Origin of the sequence: Stenotrophomonas sp. Y-13 (assembly GCF_046267925.1) — a bacterium.
Taxonomy (GTDB): domain Bacteria; phylum Pseudomonadota; class Gammaproteobacteria; order Xanthomonadales; family Xanthomonadaceae; genus Stenotrophomonas; species Stenotrophomonas acidaminiphila_A.
In genome coordinates this window covers 446,274-462,959 of record NZ_CP176501.1, presented here as the reverse complement: position 1 = coordinate 462,959, position 16,686 = coordinate 446,274, and the positions used below count along the sequence as shown (strand labels likewise).

The 16,686-nt window shown below is 71.0% G+C and carries 19 protein-coding genes; 10 read left to right on the top strand and 9 right to left on the bottom strand.

Annotated features, from left to right (window positions below; translation table 11 throughout):
* Positions 1-85 precede the first annotated feature (85 nt).
* Complete coding sequence (locus tag ACJ7VY_RS01990) at positions 86-997, bottom strand: DMT family transporter (RefSeq protein WP_161614307.1); 912 nt, start codon at positions 995-997, stop codon at positions 86-88.
* A gap of 81 nt (positions 998-1,078) precedes the next feature.
* Between ACJ7VY_RS01990 and ACJ7VY_RS01985 the strand changes: the two genes are divergently transcribed.
* The 3 genes from ACJ7VY_RS01985 (at position 1,079) to ACJ7VY_RS01975 (ending at position 3,370) form a co-directional block, all read left to right on the top strand.
* Positions 1,079-2,098 (top strand): serine hydrolase domain-containing protein, encoded by a 1,020-nt coding sequence (locus ACJ7VY_RS01985; RefSeq protein ID WP_409476271.1) that lies wholly within the window; start codon positions 1,079-1,081, stop codon positions 2,096-2,098.
* Between the two features lie 140 nt (positions 2,099-2,238).
* Positions 2,239-2,724: a YajQ family cyclic di-GMP-binding protein gene (locus ACJ7VY_RS01980; protein ID WP_104937912.1), complete on the top strand. Its 486-nt coding sequence runs from the start codon at positions 2,239-2,241 to the stop codon at positions 2,722-2,724.
* A 97-nt stretch (positions 2,725-2,821) separates the two neighbouring features.
* Positions 2,822-3,370, top strand: coding sequence for a DUF1415 domain-containing protein (locus ACJ7VY_RS01975; protein ID WP_240212938.1), 549 nt, complete (start codon positions 2,822-2,824; stop codon positions 3,368-3,370).
* A gap of 93 nt (positions 3,371-3,463) precedes the next feature.
* Here the strand turns inward: ACJ7VY_RS01975 and ACJ7VY_RS01970 are convergent, their stop codons facing one another.
* The 4 genes from ACJ7VY_RS01970 to ACJ7VY_RS01955 all read right to left on the bottom strand — a co-directional run bounded on the left by ACJ7VY_RS01970 (position 3,464) and on the right by ACJ7VY_RS01955 (position 8,022).
* Positions 3,464-4,171 carry an HAD family phosphatase gene (locus tag ACJ7VY_RS01970; protein ID WP_321989871.1) on the bottom strand — a complete coding sequence of 236 codons (708 nt, stop codon included), beginning with the start codon at positions 4,169-4,171 and terminating at the stop codon, positions 3,464-3,466.
* Positions 4,168-4,875 carry a pseudouridine synthase gene (locus ACJ7VY_RS01965; protein WP_104937909.1) on the bottom strand — a complete coding sequence of 236 codons (708 nt, stop codon included), beginning with the start codon at positions 4,873-4,875 and terminating at the stop codon, positions 4,168-4,170. The genes ACJ7VY_RS01970 and ACJ7VY_RS01965 overlap by 4 nt, the downstream gene beginning before the upstream one ends.
* On the bottom strand, positions 4,872-5,927 hold the full coding sequence (locus ACJ7VY_RS01960; protein ID WP_161614302.1) for a class I SAM-dependent methyltransferase: 1,056 nt from the start codon (positions 5,925-5,927) through the stop codon (positions 4,872-4,874). The genes ACJ7VY_RS01965 and ACJ7VY_RS01960 overlap by 4 nt, the downstream gene beginning before the upstream one ends.
* A 76-nt stretch (positions 5,928-6,003) precedes the next feature.
* Positions 6,004-8,022 carry an ATP-binding protein gene (locus ACJ7VY_RS01955; RefSeq protein ID WP_409476270.1) on the bottom strand — a complete coding sequence of 673 codons (2,019 nt, stop codon included), beginning with the start codon at positions 8,020-8,022 and terminating at the stop codon, positions 6,004-6,006.
* Positions 8,023-8,200: 178 nt separating this feature from the next.
* Between ACJ7VY_RS01955 and ACJ7VY_RS01950 the strand changes: the two genes are divergently transcribed.
* Positions 8,201-8,770, top strand: coding sequence for a DUF3016 domain-containing protein (locus ACJ7VY_RS01950; RefSeq protein ID WP_161614301.1), 570 nt, complete (start codon positions 8,201-8,203; stop codon positions 8,768-8,770).
* Positions 8,771-8,841: 71 nt separating this feature from the next.
* Here ACJ7VY_RS01950 and alr read toward each other — a convergent pair whose 3' ends face one another.
* Both alr and ACJ7VY_RS01940 read right to left on the bottom strand, forming a co-directional pair.
* Positions 8,842-9,918, bottom strand: a complete 1,077-nt coding sequence (alr, locus tag ACJ7VY_RS01945) for an alanine racemase (RefSeq protein ID WP_409476269.1) — start codon at positions 9,916-9,918, stop codon at positions 8,842-8,844.
* Positions 9,918-11,186 carry a D-amino acid dehydrogenase gene (locus ACJ7VY_RS01940; RefSeq protein ID WP_409476268.1) on the bottom strand — a complete coding sequence of 423 codons (1,269 nt, stop codon included), beginning with the start codon at positions 11,184-11,186 and terminating at the stop codon, positions 9,918-9,920. The genes alr and ACJ7VY_RS01940 overlap by 1 nt, the downstream gene beginning before the upstream one ends.
* A gap of 201 nt (positions 11,187-11,387) precedes the next feature.
* On the opposite strand from ACJ7VY_RS01940, the gene ACJ7VY_RS01935 reads away from it, so the two are divergent.
* On the top strand, positions 11,388-11,867 hold the full coding sequence (locus tag ACJ7VY_RS01935) for a winged helix-turn-helix transcriptional regulator (RefSeq protein WP_104937905.1): 480 nt from the start codon (positions 11,388-11,390) through the stop codon (positions 11,865-11,867).
* Positions 11,868-12,252: 385 nt separating this feature from the next.
* Here the strand turns inward: ACJ7VY_RS01935 and ACJ7VY_RS01930 are convergent, their stop codons facing one another.
* A complete protein-coding gene (locus ACJ7VY_RS01930) occupies positions 12,253-12,630 on the bottom strand; it encodes a classical arabinogalactan protein 4 (protein ID WP_104937904.1) in 378 nt (125 codons plus the stop codon).
* Positions 12,631-12,755: 125 nt separating this feature from the next.
* Between ACJ7VY_RS01930 and msrB the strand changes: the two genes are divergently transcribed.
* The 5 genes from msrB to ACJ7VY_RS01905 all read left to right on the top strand — a co-directional run bounded on the left by msrB (position 12,756) and on the right by ACJ7VY_RS01905 (position 15,978).
* Entirely contained in the window at positions 12,756-13,223 is a 468-nt protein-coding gene (gene msrB, locus ACJ7VY_RS01925) for a peptide-methionine (R)-S-oxide reductase MsrB (protein ID WP_104937903.1), read from the top strand.
* A 72-nt stretch (positions 13,224-13,295) separates the two neighbouring features.
* Positions 13,296-14,150, top strand: a complete 855-nt coding sequence (gene motA, locus ACJ7VY_RS01920; protein ID WP_182336037.1) for a flagellar motor stator protein MotA — start codon at positions 13,296-13,298, stop codon at positions 14,148-14,150.
* Between the two features lie 3 nt (positions 14,151-14,153).
* Positions 14,154-15,128, top strand: a complete 975-nt coding sequence (gene motB, locus ACJ7VY_RS01915; protein WP_409476267.1) for a flagellar motor protein MotB — start codon at positions 14,154-14,156, stop codon at positions 15,126-15,128.
* A gap of 80 nt (positions 15,129-15,208) precedes the next feature.
* Positions 15,209-15,688 carry a hypothetical protein gene (locus ACJ7VY_RS01910; protein WP_409476266.1) on the top strand — a complete coding sequence of 160 codons (480 nt, stop codon included), beginning with the start codon at positions 15,209-15,211 and terminating at the stop codon, positions 15,686-15,688.
* A 14-nt stretch (positions 15,689-15,702) separates the two neighbouring features.
* Entirely contained in the window at positions 15,703-15,978 is a 276-nt protein-coding gene (locus tag ACJ7VY_RS01905) for a DUF4031 domain-containing protein (protein WP_409476265.1), read from the top strand.
* Positions 15,979-16,067: 89 nt separating this feature from the next.
* Here the strand turns inward: ACJ7VY_RS01905 and ACJ7VY_RS01900 are convergent, their stop codons facing one another.
* On the bottom strand, positions 16,068-16,610 hold the full coding sequence (locus ACJ7VY_RS01900) for a hypothetical protein (protein WP_409476264.1): 543 nt from the start codon (positions 16,608-16,610) through the stop codon (positions 16,068-16,070).
* Positions 16,611-16,686 lie beyond the last annotated feature (76 nt).

The window sequence follows — 16,686 nt, the reverse complement described above, 5'->3', positions numbered from 1 at the left end:
CAAGCCTAGCAGCGCCGCGGCCGCGGCGCCCGCACGGGCAGGGGGAATCTTATTCCTTTTGGTTCTATGCGCGCCCGGACGGCCGTCAGGGGTGGTCCACCTGCCCCGCCCGCCGCGCGTGCTGGACCCGCTCGCGGTGCAGCAGGTACAGGCCGCTGGCGACGATGATCGCCGCGCCGACCCAGGTCATGCGATCCGGCAGCACGCCCCACAGCAGCAGGTCCCAGCCGATCACCCAGACCAGCCCCGTGTATTCCAGCGGCGCGATCATCGACGCCTGCCCCAGCTGGAAGGCGCGGGTCAGCGCGATCTGCCCCAGCGCCCCGGCCAGGCCCATGCCGGCGATCAGCCCGGCGTGCCGCCATTGCAGCGGTTGCCACTGCGGCCACGCCAGCAGCCCGGCGCCGATCGCCATGATCAGCAGGAACCAGACCACCATGGACTGCGGCGTGTCGGTGCGGGTCAGCAGGCTCACCGTCACCGCGGCGATGGCATAGGCGGTGGCCGCCAGCAGCACCATCAGCCCCGGCAGCGAGATGAAGCCGTCCACGCCCGGGCGCAGCACCACCAGCACGCCGACCAGGCCGATGGCGATCGCGACCCAACGCCGCGGCCCCACCCGCTCGCCCAGCAAGGGCACCGACAGCGCGGCCACCAGCAGCGGCGCGACGAAATAGATCGAATAGGCGGTGGACAGCGGCAGGCTGCGCAGCGCGTAGACGAAGCAGCCGATCATGGCCATGCCCAGCGCGCCGCGCAGCAGGTGCAGGCCCCAGCGCACCGGGATCAGCGAGCGCGGGCCGGCGGTGGCCAGCACCCAGACCAGCACGAACGGCAGCGAAGCGGCGCCGCGCAGCATGGTGACCTGCAGGGTCGGGTAGCTGGCCGACAGCAGCTTCATGCCGGCGTCCATCAGCGAAAAGAAGGCGACGGCGGACAGCATCCACGCCACGGCGGCGGCGGGGGAGCGCGGAACGGGGGAGGATGAAACGGACATGGCGCGATTATCGCAGGCCACGCCGGCAACCGCCGCCGCGGTGCCGTTATGCTCGCCGCATCTTCCGCCGGAGCCGGATGCATGCCTGTCGCTTCCACCCCGCTTCGCTGCCTGGGCCCACTGGCCCTGTCCCTGACCTGCGCGACGGCCGCTGCGCAGGCGCCTGCCGCCACCGACCTGGCGCGGCTCGACGGTTTCGCCCTCGGGCTGGAGGCGGCCGGACGCTTTTCCGGCGTGGTGCTGGTCGCGCACGACGGCCAGGTGGTGTTCGAGAAGGCCTATGGCCTGCGCGACGAGACCGGCGAGGCGCCGCTGCGCACCGATGACCGCCTGAACCTGGCGTCCGCCGGCAAGATGTTCACCAGCGTGGCGATCCTGCAGCAGGTCGCCGCCGGCCGCATCACCCTGGACAGCCACGTCGGCGAGGTGCTGGAGGACTACCCCGACCGCGCCTTCGCCGACACGGTGACGGTGCGGCAGCTGCTCACCCACACCGCCGGCGCCGGCGACGTGGACGAACTGTTCGGCGCCGCACATGCGGCCGAGCGCGCGCGGCTGCGCAGCGCCGCCGACATCATCGCCCTGCATGGCCGGCGCGCACCGCAGTTCGCCCCGGGCACGCAGCAGAAGTACGGCAACTATGGCTACGTGGTGCTGGGGCGGATGGTCGAGGTACTGTCCGGGCAGGACTTCGAATCCTACGTCCGCGCGCATGTGCTGGCGCCGGCCGGGATGACCCGCACCGGCTTCGTCGACTGCGACGACCCGGCACCGGACCTGGCGGCGGGCTATGCGGAAGTCGAAGGCAGGCGCGTGCGCAACTGCGCCACGCTGCCGGCGCGCGGTTTCGCCGCCGGCGGGCAGGTGGCGCCGGCCAGCGACCTGCTGCGCTTCGTGCAGGCACTGGTTGACGGCCGGCTGCTGCCCCTGCCGCTGTTCAGGCAGGCGACCACGCCGCAGCACGAGTTCATGGGGCTGGGCTTCTTCGCCACGGGCTACGGCCCGGGCGTGCCCGACGCGATTTCCGCTGGGGCCACGGCGGCAGCGCCGACGGCATCTGCACCGACGTGCGCAGCTACCCGCATACCGGCGAAACCGTGATCGTGCTGTCCAACAAGGACGCGCCGGCCTGCTTCGCGGTATCCAACCTGCTGCATGCGCAGTGGAAGGACGCGCCCTGACGACGGCGCCACCGGGCGATCGCCTAGAATGACCGCTGTTTTTCCGCCAGGAGCTCTCCCATGCCTTCCTTCGACGTCGTGTCCGAAGTCGACAAGCACGAACTGACCAACGCCATCGACCAGGCCAACCGCGAGCTGTCCACGCGCTTCGATTTCAAGGGCGTGGACGCGAAGTTCGAGCAGGAGGGTGACGCGCTGATCAAATTGGCCGCGCCCAGCGATTTCCAGCTCAAGCAGATGGCCGACATCCTCAAGCAGCGCCTGGCCGCGCGCGGCATCGACTTCCGCTGCATGGAGTTCGGCGACATCGAGACCAACCTCGGTGGCGCGCGCCAGCAGGTCAAGGTCAAGCAGGGCATCGAGCAGAAGCTGGCCAAGCAGATCGCGGCGAAGATCAAGGAGTCCAAGATCAAGGTCGACACCCAGATCAACGGCGACAAGCTGCGCGTGAACGGCAAGAAGCGCGACGACCTGCAGGAAACGATCGCGCTGCTGAAGAAGAGCGAGTTCGAGCAGCCGCTGCAGTTCGACAACTTCCGCGACTGAGCGGGCGCGGCGTGATGTCCGCGGCGGCCCGCGCGCCGGCGCCGCGGCACGGCCCGCCATCGCCTAGAATGGCCGCCCCGTTGCCCGCCTGCCCGCCATGAACGACACCGCCCACGACCCGATCGCCGACACCCGCCGCTGGCTGGAGAAGGCCGTGATCGGGCTCAACCTGTGCCCGTTCGCCAAGGCGGTGTACGTCAAGGAGCAGGTGCGCTTCGTGCTCAGCGACGCCAGCACGCCCGAGGCGCTGCTGGAGCAGCTGGCCGAGGAACTGCTGCTGCTGCGCGACACGCCGGCCGAGCAGATCGATACCACGCTGATCGTGCACCCGCAGGTGCTCAGCGATTTCCTCGACTACAACGACTTCCTGGACAACGCCGACGCGGCGGTGGAGGCACTGGACCTGCAGGGCGTACTGCAGGTGGCCAGCTTCCACCCGCAGTACCAGTTCGCCGGCACCGCGCCGGACGACGCCAGCAACTACACCAACCGCGCCCCCTGGCCCACCCTGCACCTGCTGCGCGAGGACAGCGTGGAACGCGCGGTGGCCGCGTTCCCGGACCCGGACGTGATCGTCGAGCGCAACATCGCCACCCTGGACAGGCTCGGCGTGGACGGCTGGAAGCGGTTGCTGGACGGGGAGTGAGGCGGCCGCTCCCGGCCGCCGACGCGCAGCGGCGAAGGAACCGATGAAGGCGGCGGCCCGGCGCGGTCGCCGTGGCCGGGTTCCGTTCGCGCCTTACCCGGCCCGCGTGCGCGCCGCGGGCGGGCCGTCCAGCAGCGGCAGCAGCAGCCCGCGCACATCGTGCAGCGAGCCGGCGATGGCATGGCCCAGCGCGCGCACGTCCGCGTCCGGCTGCAGCAGGTCCGGCACCTGGATCACGGTCATGCCGGCGGCCAGCGCCGCGCGCACGCCGGTGGGCGAATCCTCCAGCGCCAGGCAGTGGCGTGGCTCGACCCCCAGCCGCGCCGCGGCCAGCAGGTAGATGTCCGGCGCCGGCTTGGGGTGGGCGACGTCGCTGCTGGTCGCCACGTGTTCGAAGTAGCGCAGCAGCCCGGCGCTTTCGAGCTTGCGCAGCGCCAGCGGGCGCCGCGTGGAGGTGGCCACCGCGCGCGGCACGCCGTGCGCGACCAGGGTGTCGAGCAGGTCGGTGATGCCCGGGCGGTGCGGCACCCCGGCCGCCACCAGCCGTTCATAGCGCGCGTACGAATCCTGCAGCAGGGCATCGACCGCACCGGCCCCGACCTGCCCGGCGATGCGCTGGCGGGTGAGCGCGTCGCTGGAGCCGATCAGCGACAGCAGGAACGCCTCGGGCAGCGCGTGGCCGGCGTCCGCAGCGGCCTGCGCCAGGCAGCCCAGCAGCGCGCGCTCGCTGTCCAGCATCAGCCCGTCCATGTCGAAGATCACCGCCTGTGGCCGCGCCGCCAGCGACGCCAGCAGGGTCATGGCGCGTCCCCGAACAGGACCTGCAGATCGGCGGCCGACAGCACCCGCCACCGGCCTTCGGCCAGCCCGTCCAGCGCCAGCCCGCCGATGCGGCTGCGGTGCAGCGCTTCGACGTGGTTGCCGACCGCGGCGAACATGCGCCGCACCTGGTGGTAGCGGCCCTCGTGCAGGGTCAGGCGCGCGTGCCGCGGGCCCAGCACCTCGAGTTCGGCCGGCAGCAGCGGCTTGTCCTCCGATTCCAGCAACAGCGTGCCGCTGGCGAAGGTCGCCGCCTCGTCGCCGCGCAGATCCTGCGCCAGCCGCGCCTCGTAGACCTTGTCCAGCTTCGACTTCGGCGACACGATCCGGTGCAGCAGCGCGCCGTCGTCGGTCATCAGCAGCAGCCCGCTGGTGTCGCGGTCCAGCCGGCCGACCGTGGACAACAGCGGCGAGCGGTCACGGAAGCGGGTGGGCAGCAGGTCATAGACCAGCCGGCCCTGGTCCTTGGTCGAGCAGGTGTAGCCAGCCGGCTTGTGCAGCATCAGGGCCAGGCCCGGCGGCGGATCCAGCGGCTCGCCATCGATGCGGATGGCGTCGTGCGCGACCTTGTCGTCGGCGTACAGCACGTCGCCATCGGCATCGGTGACGCGGCCCTCGCGGAACAGCCACTGCACCTGCTTGCGGCTGCCATAACCGAGGTTGGCGATGTGCTTGACCAGCTTCATGCGCGGCCCCCGCGGGTGCCGACGATGACCTTGAAGCCGTCGCGCTCGGCCGCCACGCGCACCTGCCCGAAACTGTCGTTGAGGATCTGTTCGTACGGCAGGTGCCGGTTGGCGACCATGAACAGGCGCCCGCCCGGGCGCAGCGCCTGCGCGGCCACGGCGATGAAGCGCTGGCCGATGTCCGGCCGGTCCTCGCGCGCGGGGGTATGGAACGGCGGATTGGAGACGACGAAGTCGTAGCGGCCGTCGATGCCGGCGGTGACGTCGTGCCAGCGGAAATCCAGCTGCGCGCGGCTGCCGGCCAGGTTGTGGCGGGCCAGCGCCAGCGCCCGCGACTCGGCTTCGTACAGGTCCAGCGCGGTCACCCCGGGGCAGCGCGCCAGCAGCTCGGCCGACAGATAGCCCCAGCCGGCGCCGAGGTCGGCGCCACGCCCGGCCAGGTCCGGCGGCAGCTGTTCGACCAGCAGCGCCGAGGCGCGGTCGATGCGGTCCCAGGCGAACACCCCGGGGCGGCTGAGGAAGCGCCCGTCCATGATCGGCCGCGGCGCATCCAGCGCCGCCCAGCGCGCGCGCAGCGCCTCGTCGTGGTGGCCGTCACGCGGCGCGCTCCAGTACACCCGGCAGTGGTTCTTGGTGAGCTTGCCGCCGAGGCCGGCCAGGCGCTCCAGGTCGCTTTCACCCGAACGCGCGCCCTCGCTGTTGGCCTGGCAGGCGACCAGCACGCCACCCGGCGCCAGCTGCGCCAGCGCCCGCGCCAGCAGCGCGCGCGCCTCGTCGCGCTGGCGCGGCGGCAACACCAGCACCAGCGGGTAGGTGGCGGCGGTGTCTTCCACGGCGGCCTCGTCGCGCACCTCCCAGCCACCGCGCTCCAGGGCCTGCGCGAACGGCCGGAAACTCTGCACGCACACCAGTTGCCCGGGCGCGGCATGCTCGCGCAGCGGCCAGCCCTCGCGGGCGCGCAGGAACAGCACCGGCCCCTGCGGCCACGGCAGGCTGCCACTGGCGAACGGGAGGAACAGGGTCTGCAGCGGGGCGTCTTGGGCGGCGGCCATCGCGGATATCCAGCGGAACGTAGCCGGTCATTCTAGCGGCCCGCCCGGGCCGGGGCCGGCCACGCGCGGCGTGGATTCAGCGGCCGCTACAGGCTTCGCGGACCGCGCCTACCAGCTGCGCCACGCTGTACGGCTTGGCGACGTGCACCTGGAAGCCGGCCGCCAGCGCGCGGCGGCGGTCATCGCCGCGCGCCAGCGCGGTCACCGCGACCGCCGGCAGCTCCGCCGCGGAAATGCCCATGGTCTCGCGCAGCGTACGTGCCAGCCCGTAGCCGTCCATGCCGGGCATGCCGACGTCGCTGACCAGCACATCGAAGGCGGCGTGGCCACGCAGGTCCAGCAGCTCCAGCGCTTCGGCGGCCGACGCCGCCGCCACCACCTGCGCGCCCTGCTCTTCCAGCACCCGTCGCAGATAGGCCAGTACCTCCGGCTGGTCTTCCACCGCCAGGACCCGGGTCCCGGCCAGCGCGTGGCCGGCCACCACCTGTTCGCCGGCCGCGACCCGCTGCACGGTGCGCCGCGGCCGCCCGGCGTTCTCCACCCGGTATGCCGGCAGGCGCACGCTGAACGTGGCCCCCTGGCCGGCACCCGCGCTCTGCGCGCACACCGAACCGCCATGCAGTTCGGTCAACTGCCTGGCGATGGCCAGCCCCAGCCCCAGGCCGCCATGGCGGCGGGTGGTGGTGGTGTCGGCCTGGCTGAAGCGGCTGAACAGCTGCGCCAGGAATTCCGGCGCGATGCCGTCGCCGTTGTCGCGCACGTCCACCACGTATTGCCCCTCCTCCTGCCGCAGCACGACCTCGATCCGGCCCTCGACCGGGGTGAACTTGATGGCGTTGGCCAGCAGGTTCCACAGCACCTGCTGCAGCCGCGTGGCATCGCCCAGCACCGGGCACGGCGCGCGCGGCACATCGACCACCAGCGCCTGCGCCTTGTCCTGCGCCGCCAGCTCCTGCAGGCGCACGGCCTCGCGCACCTGCTCGGCAAGGTCGAGCACTTCGACCTCCAGCTGCACCTTGCCCAGCAGCATGCTGCTCAGGTCGAGCATGTCCGACATCAACCGCTTCTGCGCCAGCGCGCTGCTGGCGATGACTTCCACCCCGCGGCGCATGGGATGGTCGGCCTCCATGCGCTGCAGCAGCAGTTCGCTCCAGCCCAGGATGGTGGTCAGCGGGGTGCGCAGTTCGTGCGACAGGGTGGCGAGGAACTCGTCCTTGACCCGGGCCATGCCCTCGGCGGCGCTGCGCGCGGCGCGCTCGGCGCCCAGCAACTCCTCGCGCGCCATCTCGATCTCGCGGCGCTCGGTGATGTCCGGGCTGTTGCCGGCCAGGCCGATGAAGCGGCCATCGGCCGAGAAGCGCGGCGCGGCGTTCATTTCCAGCCACCGCCACTGGCCGTCATGGCGGCGCAGGCGCGCGCTCAGGTGCAGTTCGCGCTCGTTGCCCAGCGCGTCTTCCAATGCGTACTCGAAGACCTTCAGGTCCTCCGGGTGCAGCAGCCCTTCCCACCAGCGCGGCCCGAAGCGGTGGTCGGCCTGCAGGCCGAAGAAGCTGCCGAAGGCATTGTTGACGAAACGTACGTGGCCCAGGTCATCCAGTACCCAGACCGGCATCGGCAGGCCGTCGGCCAGGGCGCTGAAGCGCGCCTCGCTTTCGGCCAGCTCGGTCTCGATCTGCTTGCGCCGCGAGATGTCGACGAACAGCACCGCGAGCCGCCGCGCCGCCGCCGGCCGCAGCCGCACCGCCTCGACCGAGTACCAGCGCCCGAGCTGTGGCAGGTAACGCTCGAACTGCGCCGGCACGCCCTCGTCGACCACCCGCCCGAACACCCGGAACCAGTACTCGTCCAGCCCCGGCAGCACCTCGGTGGCGCGGCGCCCGGCGACACCGGCCAGCCCGGTGATGCGCTCGAAGGCCGCGTTCACCCTGCAGTGCAGGAAGTCCACCGCGCGGGCCTCGTCGAACAGCACCTCGATCACGCAGAAGCCGGTACCGGCGGCCTCGAACACCTCCTGGTACAGCGACGCGCTGTCCAGCCCCGCCGCGACCTGCGGCGGCGGAACGAACGGCTCCAGTTCGGATGGATGCGTGCTCAAGGGGGTTGATCGGGTCCTCGCGGCGATGCCGCAACAGGGAAAAGTCTCGGCGTCCGGCTATCCACGGCATGTGATGATGAACCGTCCGCAACCCGGCTCCAACCGCCGGGCGGCGGGCGATTGCCCGGCGCGGCGATCGCCCCCACACTGCAGGGACACCCGATTCCGGAGGTTCGTCATGAAAACCCCGACCGTAACCGCCCTGGCGCTGGCGTGCCTGCTCGCGGCGGGTAGCGCCGATGCCCGGCCCGCCACTGTCACCGACCCGCAGGCGCCGCGCGCCCTGGCCCAGGAAGGCCCGGTGCAGGTGCAGTGGAACGATCCGTCCGGGTTCACCGAACTGCGCCAGAGCCACAATCGCTGGGACGCCGAGCGCGGCAACTGGGTGGTGGACCTGGCCGAGTACCTGCGCAAGCAGGCATCCAGCAAGCTGCCCGAGGGGCAGCAGATGAGCGTGACCATCACCGACATCAAGCGCGCCGGCGACTACGAGCCGTGGCAGGGCCCGCGCCTGGACGACGTGCGCATCATGCGTAACATCTACCCGCCGCGGATCAACCTGCAGTTCACCGTCACCGACGCGCAGGGCCGGGTGATCGACCAGGGCGAGCGCAAGCTGGTGGACAACGCCTACCTGTATGGCACCACGCGCCTGTCCGACACCGATCCGCTGCGCTACGAGAAGCGCCTGCTCGACGACTGGCTGCGCCGCGAACTGCGCGAGGACCGCGCCACCGCCGGGCTCTGATGCCGGCAGCGGCGCGCGCGAGCGCAGGGGACGAAAGGAAAAGGGCCGCGTTCGCGGCCCTTTTCTGTTGCCTATTGCGACAGATAGACGCGCGGGGTGCGCTTGAGGCTGCACGGCAGCCGGTAGGCGCTGGTGTTGCAGCGCGGCGCCAGTTCGGAAATGGTGGGTGCCGTGCCCCACAGCTGCACGATGCTGCCCAGCCCGGCCTGCGGGTGATCGGTCAGGTCGACGGTGAGCATGTCCATCGACACCCGCCCGATCAGCTGGCCGGGCACGCCGTCGATCTGCACCGGGGTGCCGTTGGGCGCGAACTGCGGATAGCCATCGGCGTAACCCATGGCCACCACGCCCACGCGCGTGGGGCGCTGCGCGACGAAGCGCGCGCCGTAGCCCAGCGGCTCGCCGACGCCGATCTCGCGCACCGCGATCACCCGCGACTGCAGGGTCATCACCGGCCGCAGCCGTGCCGCGTACGGGCCCGGCTGCGGGTACAGCGGGTCGGCGCCGTACAGCATCAGGCCCGGGCGCACCCAGTCGCTGCGCACCTGCGGCCAGCCCAGCAGCGCCGGCGAGTTGCACAGGCTGGTCTCGCCGGGCAGGCCGTCGATGGCGCGGTTGAAGGTTTCCAGCTGTTCCAGCGTGCGCGGGCTGTCCAGCTCGTCGGCGCGCGCCAGGTGGCTCATCAGCACCATCGGCGCGATGTGCGGCAACGCCGACAGCCGCGCGTGCGCGGCGCGGAACTCGTCCACCCCCAGTCCCAGCCGGTGCATGCCGCTGTCCAGCTTCAGCCAGACCTGCACGGTGGCGTCGGTGCCGAACGCGGCCAGCGCCTCGACCTGCCACGGCGAGGCCGCCACGGTCCACAGGTCGTGCTCGACGATCAGCGGCAGTTCGGCGGCGTCGAAGAAGCCCTCCAGCAGCAGCACCGGCTTGCCGATGCCGGCCTGGCGCAGCTCCAGCGCCTCCTCGATGCAGGCCACGCCGAAGCCGTCGGCCTCGGCTTCCAGCGCGCGCGCGCAGGCGACCGCGCCGTGGCCGTAGGCGTCGGCCTTGATCACCGCCAGCGCCTTGCCGCCGCCCAGCTCGCGCGCCAGCCGGTAATTGCCGCGCAGCGCGTCCAGGTCGATCAGGGCCTGTGCCGGGCGCATCAGCCGCGCTCCTGGCCGCCGTAGCGGAAGATATCCAGGCCTTCGCTGCTGATCTGCGGCGTCCGGCCGTCCATCAGGTCGGCCAGGTAGCGCCCGGAACCGGCGGCCATGGTCCAGCCGAGCGTGCCATGGCCGGTGTTGAGGAACAGGTTGCGGTACGGGGTGGCGCCCACCACCGGGGTGCCGTCGGGGGTGGCCGGGCGCAGGCCGGTCCAGAACTCGGCGCGCGACAGGTCGCCGCCGTGCGGGTAGAGATCGCCCACGACCTTTTCCAGGGTGGCGCGGCGGCGCGGGTCCAGCGACAGGTCGAAACCGGCCACCTCGGCCATGCCGCCGACGCGGATGCGGTCCTGGAAGCGGGTGACCGCCACCTTGTAGCTCTCGTCCAGGATGGTCGAGGTCGGCGCCATCGCCGGGTCGGTGATCGGCAGGGTCAGCGAATAGCCCTTGAGCGGGTATACCGGCAGGCGTATGCCCAGCGGCGCCAGCAACTGCGGCGAATAGCTGCCCAGCGCGACCACGTACCGGTCGGCGGTCTCCAGCCGGCCGCCGATGCGCACCCCGGTGATGCGGTCGCCGTCGCGCTGCAGTCCCGCCACGTCCTGGTCGAAGCGGAACTCGACCCCGGCGGCGGCGGCCAGCGCGGCCAGTTTGTGGGTGAACAGCTGGCAGTCGCCGGTCTGGTCCTCGGGCAGGCGCAGCGCGCCGACCAGGGTGTCGGCGGTGCCGGCCAGCGCCGGCTCCACGCGGACGATGCCCTGGCGGTCCAGCACTTCATACGGCACGCCGTACTGGCGCAGTACTTCGATGTCCTGGGCGGCGGCATCCAGCTGCTGCTGGGTGCGGAACAGCTGGGTGGTGCCCAGCTGGCGGCCTTCGTAGTCGATGCCGGTGGCCGCGCGCAGCTCGTTGATGCAGTCGCGGCTGTAATCGGACATGCGCACCATGCGCGCCTTGTTGATCGCATAGCGGCCGGCGGTGCAGTTGCGCAGCATCTGCCACAACCAGCGGTACTGGGCGATGTCGGCGGTCGGGCGGATGGCCAGTGGCGCGTGCTCCTGGAACAGCCACTTGATCGCTTTCAGCGGCACCCCGGGCGCGGCCCACGGCGAGGTGTAGCCGAAGGAGAGCTGGCCGGCGTTGGCGAAGCTGGTCTCCAGCGCCGGGCCGGGCTGCCGGTCCACCACCGTGACCTCGTGGCCCGCCTGTCGCAGGTACCAGGCACTGGTCGTGCCGATCACACCACTGCCGAGTATCAGAACCCGCATCGTCGTCTCCTGGGAACCTGCGCGCGCCCGGCGCAGGCGCGGCGGGGGATGGCGGCAGGCCCTGACCCTGTCAATTCCCTGCGCCGGATCGCGCAGGGGCCATGAACGGCGCAGTATATTCAGCCCATTCCAGTGTTTTTCCCCGTATTGGCGGATAAAACAGGGTAATTTCCCGTTTCCTTCACGCAAAACAGAGCCCCCATGGCCGCCCGCAGCCGCGAACTGGACAAGATCGACCGCCGGATCCTGCGCATCCTGCAGGCCGAAGGCCGCATTTCCTTCACCGAACTGGGCGAACGGGTGGGCCTGTCCACCACCCCGTGCACCGAGCGCGTGCGCCGGCTGGAGCGCGAGGGGGTGATCACCGGCTACTACGCGCGGCTGGACCCGCAGTACCTCAAGGCGGGGCTGCTGGTATTCGTGGAGATCTCGCTGGCCTACAAGTCGGGCGACATCTTCGAGGAGTTCCGCCGCGCCGCGCTGAAGCTGCCCAACGTGCTGGAGTGCCACCTGGTCTCGGGCGACTTCGACTACCTGATCAAGGCGCGCATCAACGAAATGGCCTCCTACCGCAAGCTGCTCGGCAGCACCCTGCTGACCCTGCCGCACGTGCGCGAATCCAAGAGCTACATCGTGATGGAGGAAGTAAAGGAAACGCTCAGCCTGCCCATCGCCGACTGAGCCGGCGACGGCAGAGCGGCGGGACAGGCCCGCCGCTGGCTCAACCCGCAACGCCCGTCGCGTTGCCAGCGGCGGTCCCGCTCCGGCGCCTTGTGCGCCTGCTTGTCCGCCTTGCCCGCGGCTTGGCTGGCGCTGGCCATCTTCGACGGCCGCGACGGTTCCTGCGGCGCCGGCTGGCCGGCGCTGCGCTGCGCGGCATGCCCCGGGTTCGGAGGGGGGGGTATAGGTTGGACACCCGGTACGCCGGTACGGCAGTGGCGCGCACCGACCGCGCCTGCGCACAGTGCGCCCGGGAAGGGTCAAGCAGGCGCCAGGGCACGGTGATTCCGGCCACCGCAGGGATGCCTGCGCGGCGCGCGTTGCCGGCGGTCAGGCCCGCGGCTGATCAGCGCACGATGCGCACGCCGTCGCCGCTGGGCACGGTGTCGTGGTAGCGCCCGGTACGGGTATCCATCACCCGCCCCGGACCGGCCGGGCGCATGCCGTTGAGCCGTCGCCCTTCCTGGTCGTACACCGGCACCTGGGCCGTTTGCGGCTTGGCCGCCGGCCGGGGCCGGACCGGGGCCGCCTTGCCCGCCGAATCCTCCAGCCGCTCGCGCAGGCGCGCGTTGTCGGCCGCCTGGCCGGAGGCGTCACTGGCTGGTTTCGAGGGCGGCGGCAGGCTCACCGGCCGGGTCTCGGTCGGCGCCGGCGTGGGCTTGAGCTGGGCCAGGGCCGGGGTGGCCGCCAGCAGCGTGGTCAACAGCAGGGCAATCCGTTTCATCGGGTACTCCCACGGGTCCATGTCTGGCCATGATGCACCTGCGCCGCTGCAGGCGGGTTAACCGCCACGGTTGGAGCAGCGCCGGCCGCCCCCTACCATGGGGCCTCCCCCCTGGAGGCGCGGCCATGACCGCTTTCGACCTGACTCCCCCCGATGCCGCCCGGCGCGACGCCCTGGTCGCCGGCCTGGGCGACGACGAAAAGCGCGTCCTGCTGCATCACGGCACCGAGGCGCCGTTCTGCGGCGTGTTCCTGGACAACAAGCGCGAAGGCACCTACTGCTGCCGGCTGTGTGGCCTGCCGCTGTTCCGCTCCAGCACCAAGTTCGACTCGGGCACCGGCTGGCCCAGCTTCTTCGCCCCGTTCGACCCGGCCCATGTCGGCCGCATCCGCGACACCAGCCACGGGATGGTGCGCACGGAAATCGTCTGCGCCCGCTGCGGCAGCCACCTGGGCCATGTGTTCCCGGACGGCCCCCCGCCGACCTTCGAAAGGCATTGCCTGAACTCGGTTTCGCTGTCCTTCGTCGGCCGCGGCGAGCGCTGGCCGGACCCGCTGCGGCGCGGCGGGGCCGAAGCAATGCCCGCCGACTGAGTTCACACTTTCCCCCTTCAGTTCCGGCCGGCGCGGCCGACAACGGGATATCCCCTCCCGTGTCCCGCGCCCATGCTCATCATCGTCGGTCTGCTTGTCGTCATCCTCAGCGTGCTCGGTGGCTATGTCGGCGCGCACGGAAAGCTCGGCGCGCTGTGGCAACCCTATGAACTGGTGATCATCGGCGGCGCGGCACTGGGCGCGTTCCTGGTCGGCACCCCGGCCAAGACGGTGAAGAAGACGCTGCAGGCCGTGGTCGGCGTGTTCAAGGGCCCGCGCTACAAGCAGCAGGACTACCTGGACGTGCTGAGCCTGCTGTACGAACTGCTCAACAAGGCGCGCCGCGAGGGCTTCATGTCGCTCGAGGAGCACGTGGAGAACGCCGCCGAGAGCCCGATCTTCGCCAATTACCCGAAGATCCAGGCCGACCACCACCTGATCGACTTCATCACCGACTGCCTGCGGCTGATGATCGGCTCCAACATCGAGCCGCACGAGCTGGAACCGCTGCTGGAGCTGGAGCTGGAAAAACACCACCACGAGGCCATGGAGCCGGCGCACGTGCTGACCAAGGTGGCCGACGGCCTGCCCGGTTTCGGCATCGTCGCGGCGGTGCTGGGCATCGTGATCACCATGGGCTCGATCGGCGGCGACATCAAGGAAGTCGGCGCGCACGTGGCCGGCGCCCTGGTGGGCACCTTCCTCGGCATCCTGCTCGGCTACGGCTTCATCGGCCCGGTCGCGGCCGCGGTGGAGGCCCGCGCCGAACAGGATTCGCGCATCTACGAATCGGTCAAGACCGCGCTGCTGGCCTGCCTGCGCGGCTACAACCCGAAGATCGCCCTGGAGTTCGCGCGCAAGACCGTGCCGTCGGCACTGCGCCCGGGCTTCACCGAGTTCGAGCAGCACCTGAAGTCGGTCAAATAAGCCATGGCCAGCAACGATGCCAAGCCCACGGTGATCGTGCGGCGCGTGAAGAAGATCCAGGGCGGCGGCCACCACGGCGGCTCGTGGAAGGTCGCCTACGCCGACTTCGTCACCGCGATGATGGCGTTCTTCCTGGTGATGTGGCTGCTGGCCTCCACCAGCAAGCCCGAGCGCGCGGCCATTTCCGAGTATTTCCGCAACCCGAGCCCGTTGAGCGGCACCAGCTCCACCCCGGCGCCGGGCATGGCCGGGCCCGGCGGCGCCAGCACCTCGATGATCAAGCTCGGCGGTGCCACCGATATCTCCCGCGGCAACAGCAACGACCCGTTCCAGAACCAGCGCGAGTCGATCCCCACGCCGGTGGACGAACGCGAGCGCGAGAAGCAGCAGCTGGAGGCGCTGAAGCAGGAGCTGGAGGAAGCGATCAGCAAGAGCCAGGCGCTGGAGCCGTTCAAGGACCAGCTGCTGCTGGACATCACCTCCGAAGGGCTGCGGATCCAGATCGTGGACAAGCAGAACCGGCCGATGTTCGACATGGGCAGCGCCAAGCTGATGCCGTACACGCGCGAGATCCTGCGCGAGCTGTCGCACTTCATCAACCAGGTGCCCAACCACATCAGCATCAGCGGCCACACCGACATCACCGCCTATTCCACGCAGCTGGGCTACAGCAACTGGGAACTGAGCGCGGACCGCGCCAACGCCGCGCGCCGCGCGCTGCTGGAAGGCGGCATGGGCGAGGACAAGGTGGCGCGGGTGGTCGGGCTGTCGTCGTCGGTGCTGTTCGACAAGACCGACCCGCAGAACCCGATCAACCGCCGCATCAGCATCGTGGTGATGACCAAGGAGGCCGAAGCCGCCGCGCTGTCGGCGATCGCCGCGCTGCCCGCTCCGGGTGGATCCGCCGCTGCCGCCGCTGCCGCGCCTGCCAGCGGCGACACCGCGGCCGGTGCCGCACCCGGCCCGGGCGTCGACTGAACGGCCGCGCGACGGCGCCGGTTCGGCAACCAGCGAAGCGGCCGCCTACAATGGCGGCCGTTTCCTTTTGTGCAGCCCTCATGTCCAAGCAGTCCAAAGCCAAGCGCGACAAGCGCAAGAAGCAGCAGCCCCGCCGCCCGTTCCTGCGCCTGGACGCGCAGCAGCAGGTGCAGAACCACGCCGTGCTGGTGAACGAAGAAGGCCAGGTGGTCGCCGCCATCGGCCTGCAGGGGCGGCAGTGGCTGCTGTCCATCGGCGGCCAGACCATGGGCAACGCCGACAACCCGGTGCCGATGCTGGCCATGCTCAAGCACCTGGCCAACGTGCAGGAGAAGGAAGGCCGCAAGGTCGCGCTGGAGTATTCGGAGCAGCTGCAGCAGCTGATCGACGCCGCCGCCGCGGCCGAAGGCAAGAGCGCCGACGACTACCTGGCCGGCCTGGTCGCCGAGTTCGAGGGCGTCGAAGGCGAGGACGCCGCGGTCGCGGACGCCGGCAATGACGCCGTGGACACCGACGCAGGCGAAGCAGCGGCCGAGGCCGGCGACAAGCCGCAGGCCTGAGCGATGGCGCCGCGGTGACGGTCTATATCGACGATGCGGTACACCCCTGGCGCGGCGAGCGCTGGGCGCATCTGCTGGCCGACACCCTGCCCGAGCTGCATGCCATGGCGCAGCAGCTCGGGATTCCGCGGCGGGCATTCCAGAACCGCCGCAGCGGCGCGCACTACGACGTGCCGGCGGCGCTGCGCGATACCGCCATCGCGCTGGGCGCGCGCGCCATCTCGCGCCACACCGACCGCGAACTGGTGCGGCGGGTCATCGCCAACGCGCGCGCGCAATACCAGCCGTAGGCGCGGGTCTCGCCGCGCACGCCTGCCGCGGCACCCGTCGCGTCCACCAGCGCCGGCGGGGCAAGCCCCGCAGCCACGCGCGGCGGGATTCAGAACGGGTCGCTGCCCGGCCGCACTTCCACGCCCAGCAGCGAGCACAGCGCCAGCATCGCCTCGTCGTCGCGGCTGAGCGCGATCCAGCCGGCATAGTCGTCGCCGCCGGTGTTCCAGTTCCACAGCGTGTAGCCATGCTCGCGCAGGCGGTCGTGCGCGGTCGCCATCAGCGCCGGCACGTCGAGGTCCTGCGCGAAATCCTCGTCGTCCAGGTCACCGCCCCAGTCGATGCGCAGGTTCCAGCGCGCGGCCAGCTCGTCGATCGCGGCCACGAACGAATCGATGTCCTTCCAGTCCACGTAGAAGCCGGCGCGCCAGTCGATCGTGTCCTTCAGGTCCCACAGCCACTGCTCGTCGCCGCTGTCGTGCTCGGCGCCGGCACGCGCCTCGCGCCAGGCATCGAACTGCTGCAGCGCGGCCTCCTCGTCGCCCGGGTTGACCAGCCACAGCAGGTTCCACACCCGCGCCGGATGGTCGTCCTCGTCGAAGGTCGGCAGCAGTTCGTCGGAATCTTCGTAATCGGCACTGTTGTCGGGCATGGCGGCGCTCCACTGCGTGATGGCGCGCATTCTGCCGCCACGCGCACGGCAGCGGAAGCGGCAACGGTTATCCTTG

Bases quoted from the DNA above. Each gene is read 5' to 3' on its own strand.
- motA (WP_182336037.1), top strand. From the start codon at position 13,296: ATGCTCATCATCGTCGGTCTGCTTGTCGTCATCCTCAGCGTGCTCGGT.
- ACJ7VY_RS01970 (WP_321989871.1), bottom strand. From the start codon at position 4,171: ATGACCCTGCTGGCGTCGCTGGCGGCGCGGCCACAGGCGGTGATCTTC.
- ACJ7VY_RS01985 (WP_409476271.1), top strand. From the start codon at position 1,079: ATGCCTGTCGCTTCCACCCCGCTTCGCTGCCTGGGCCCACTGGCCCTG.
- motB (WP_409476267.1), top strand. From the start codon at position 14,154: ATGGCCAGCAACGATGCCAAGCCCACGGTGATCGTGCGGCGCGTGAAG.
- msrB (WP_104937903.1), top strand. From the start codon at position 12,756: ATGACCGCTTTCGACCTGACTCCCCCCGATGCCGCCCGGCGCGACGCC.
- ACJ7VY_RS01940 (WP_409476268.1), bottom strand. From the start codon at position 11,186: ATGCGGGTTCTGATACTCGGCAGTGGTGTGATCGGCACGACCAGTGCC.
- ACJ7VY_RS01965 (WP_104937909.1), bottom strand. From the start codon at position 4,875: ATGAAGCTGGTCAAGCACATCGCCAACCTCGGTTATGGCAGCCGCAAG.
- ACJ7VY_RS01910 (WP_409476266.1), top strand. From the start codon at position 15,209: ATGTCCAAGCAGTCCAAAGCCAAGCGCGACAAGCGCAAGAAGCAGCAG.
- ACJ7VY_RS01960 (WP_161614302.1), bottom strand. From the start codon at position 5,927: ATGGCCGCCGCCCAAGACGCCCCGCTGCAGACCCTGTTCCTCCCGTTC.
- ACJ7VY_RS01975 (WP_240212938.1), top strand. From the start codon at position 2,822: ATGAACGACACCGCCCACGACCCGATCGCCGACACCCGCCGCTGGCTG.
- alr (WP_409476269.1), bottom strand. From the start codon at position 9,918: ATGCGCCCGGCACAGGCCCTGATCGACCTGGACGCGCTGCGCGGCAAT.
- ACJ7VY_RS01900 (WP_409476264.1), bottom strand. From the start codon at position 16,610: ATGCCCGACAACAGTGCCGATTACGAAGATTCCGACGAACTGCTGCCG.
- ACJ7VY_RS01930 (WP_104937904.1), bottom strand. From the start codon at position 12,630: ATGAAACGGATTGCCCTGCTGTTGACCACGCTGCTGGCGGCCACCCCG.
- ACJ7VY_RS01990 (WP_161614307.1), bottom strand. From the start codon at position 997: ATGTCCGTTTCATCCTCCCCCGTTCCGCGCTCCCCCGCCGCCGCCGTG.
- ACJ7VY_RS01950 (WP_161614301.1), top strand. From the start codon at position 8,201: ATGAAAACCCCGACCGTAACCGCCCTGGCGCTGGCGTGCCTGCTCGCG.
- ACJ7VY_RS01935 (WP_104937905.1), top strand. From the start codon at position 11,388: ATGGCCGCCCGCAGCCGCGAACTGGACAAGATCGACCGCCGGATCCTG.
- ACJ7VY_RS01980 (WP_104937912.1), top strand. From the start codon at position 2,239: ATGCCTTCCTTCGACGTCGTGTCCGAAGTCGACAAGCACGAACTGACC.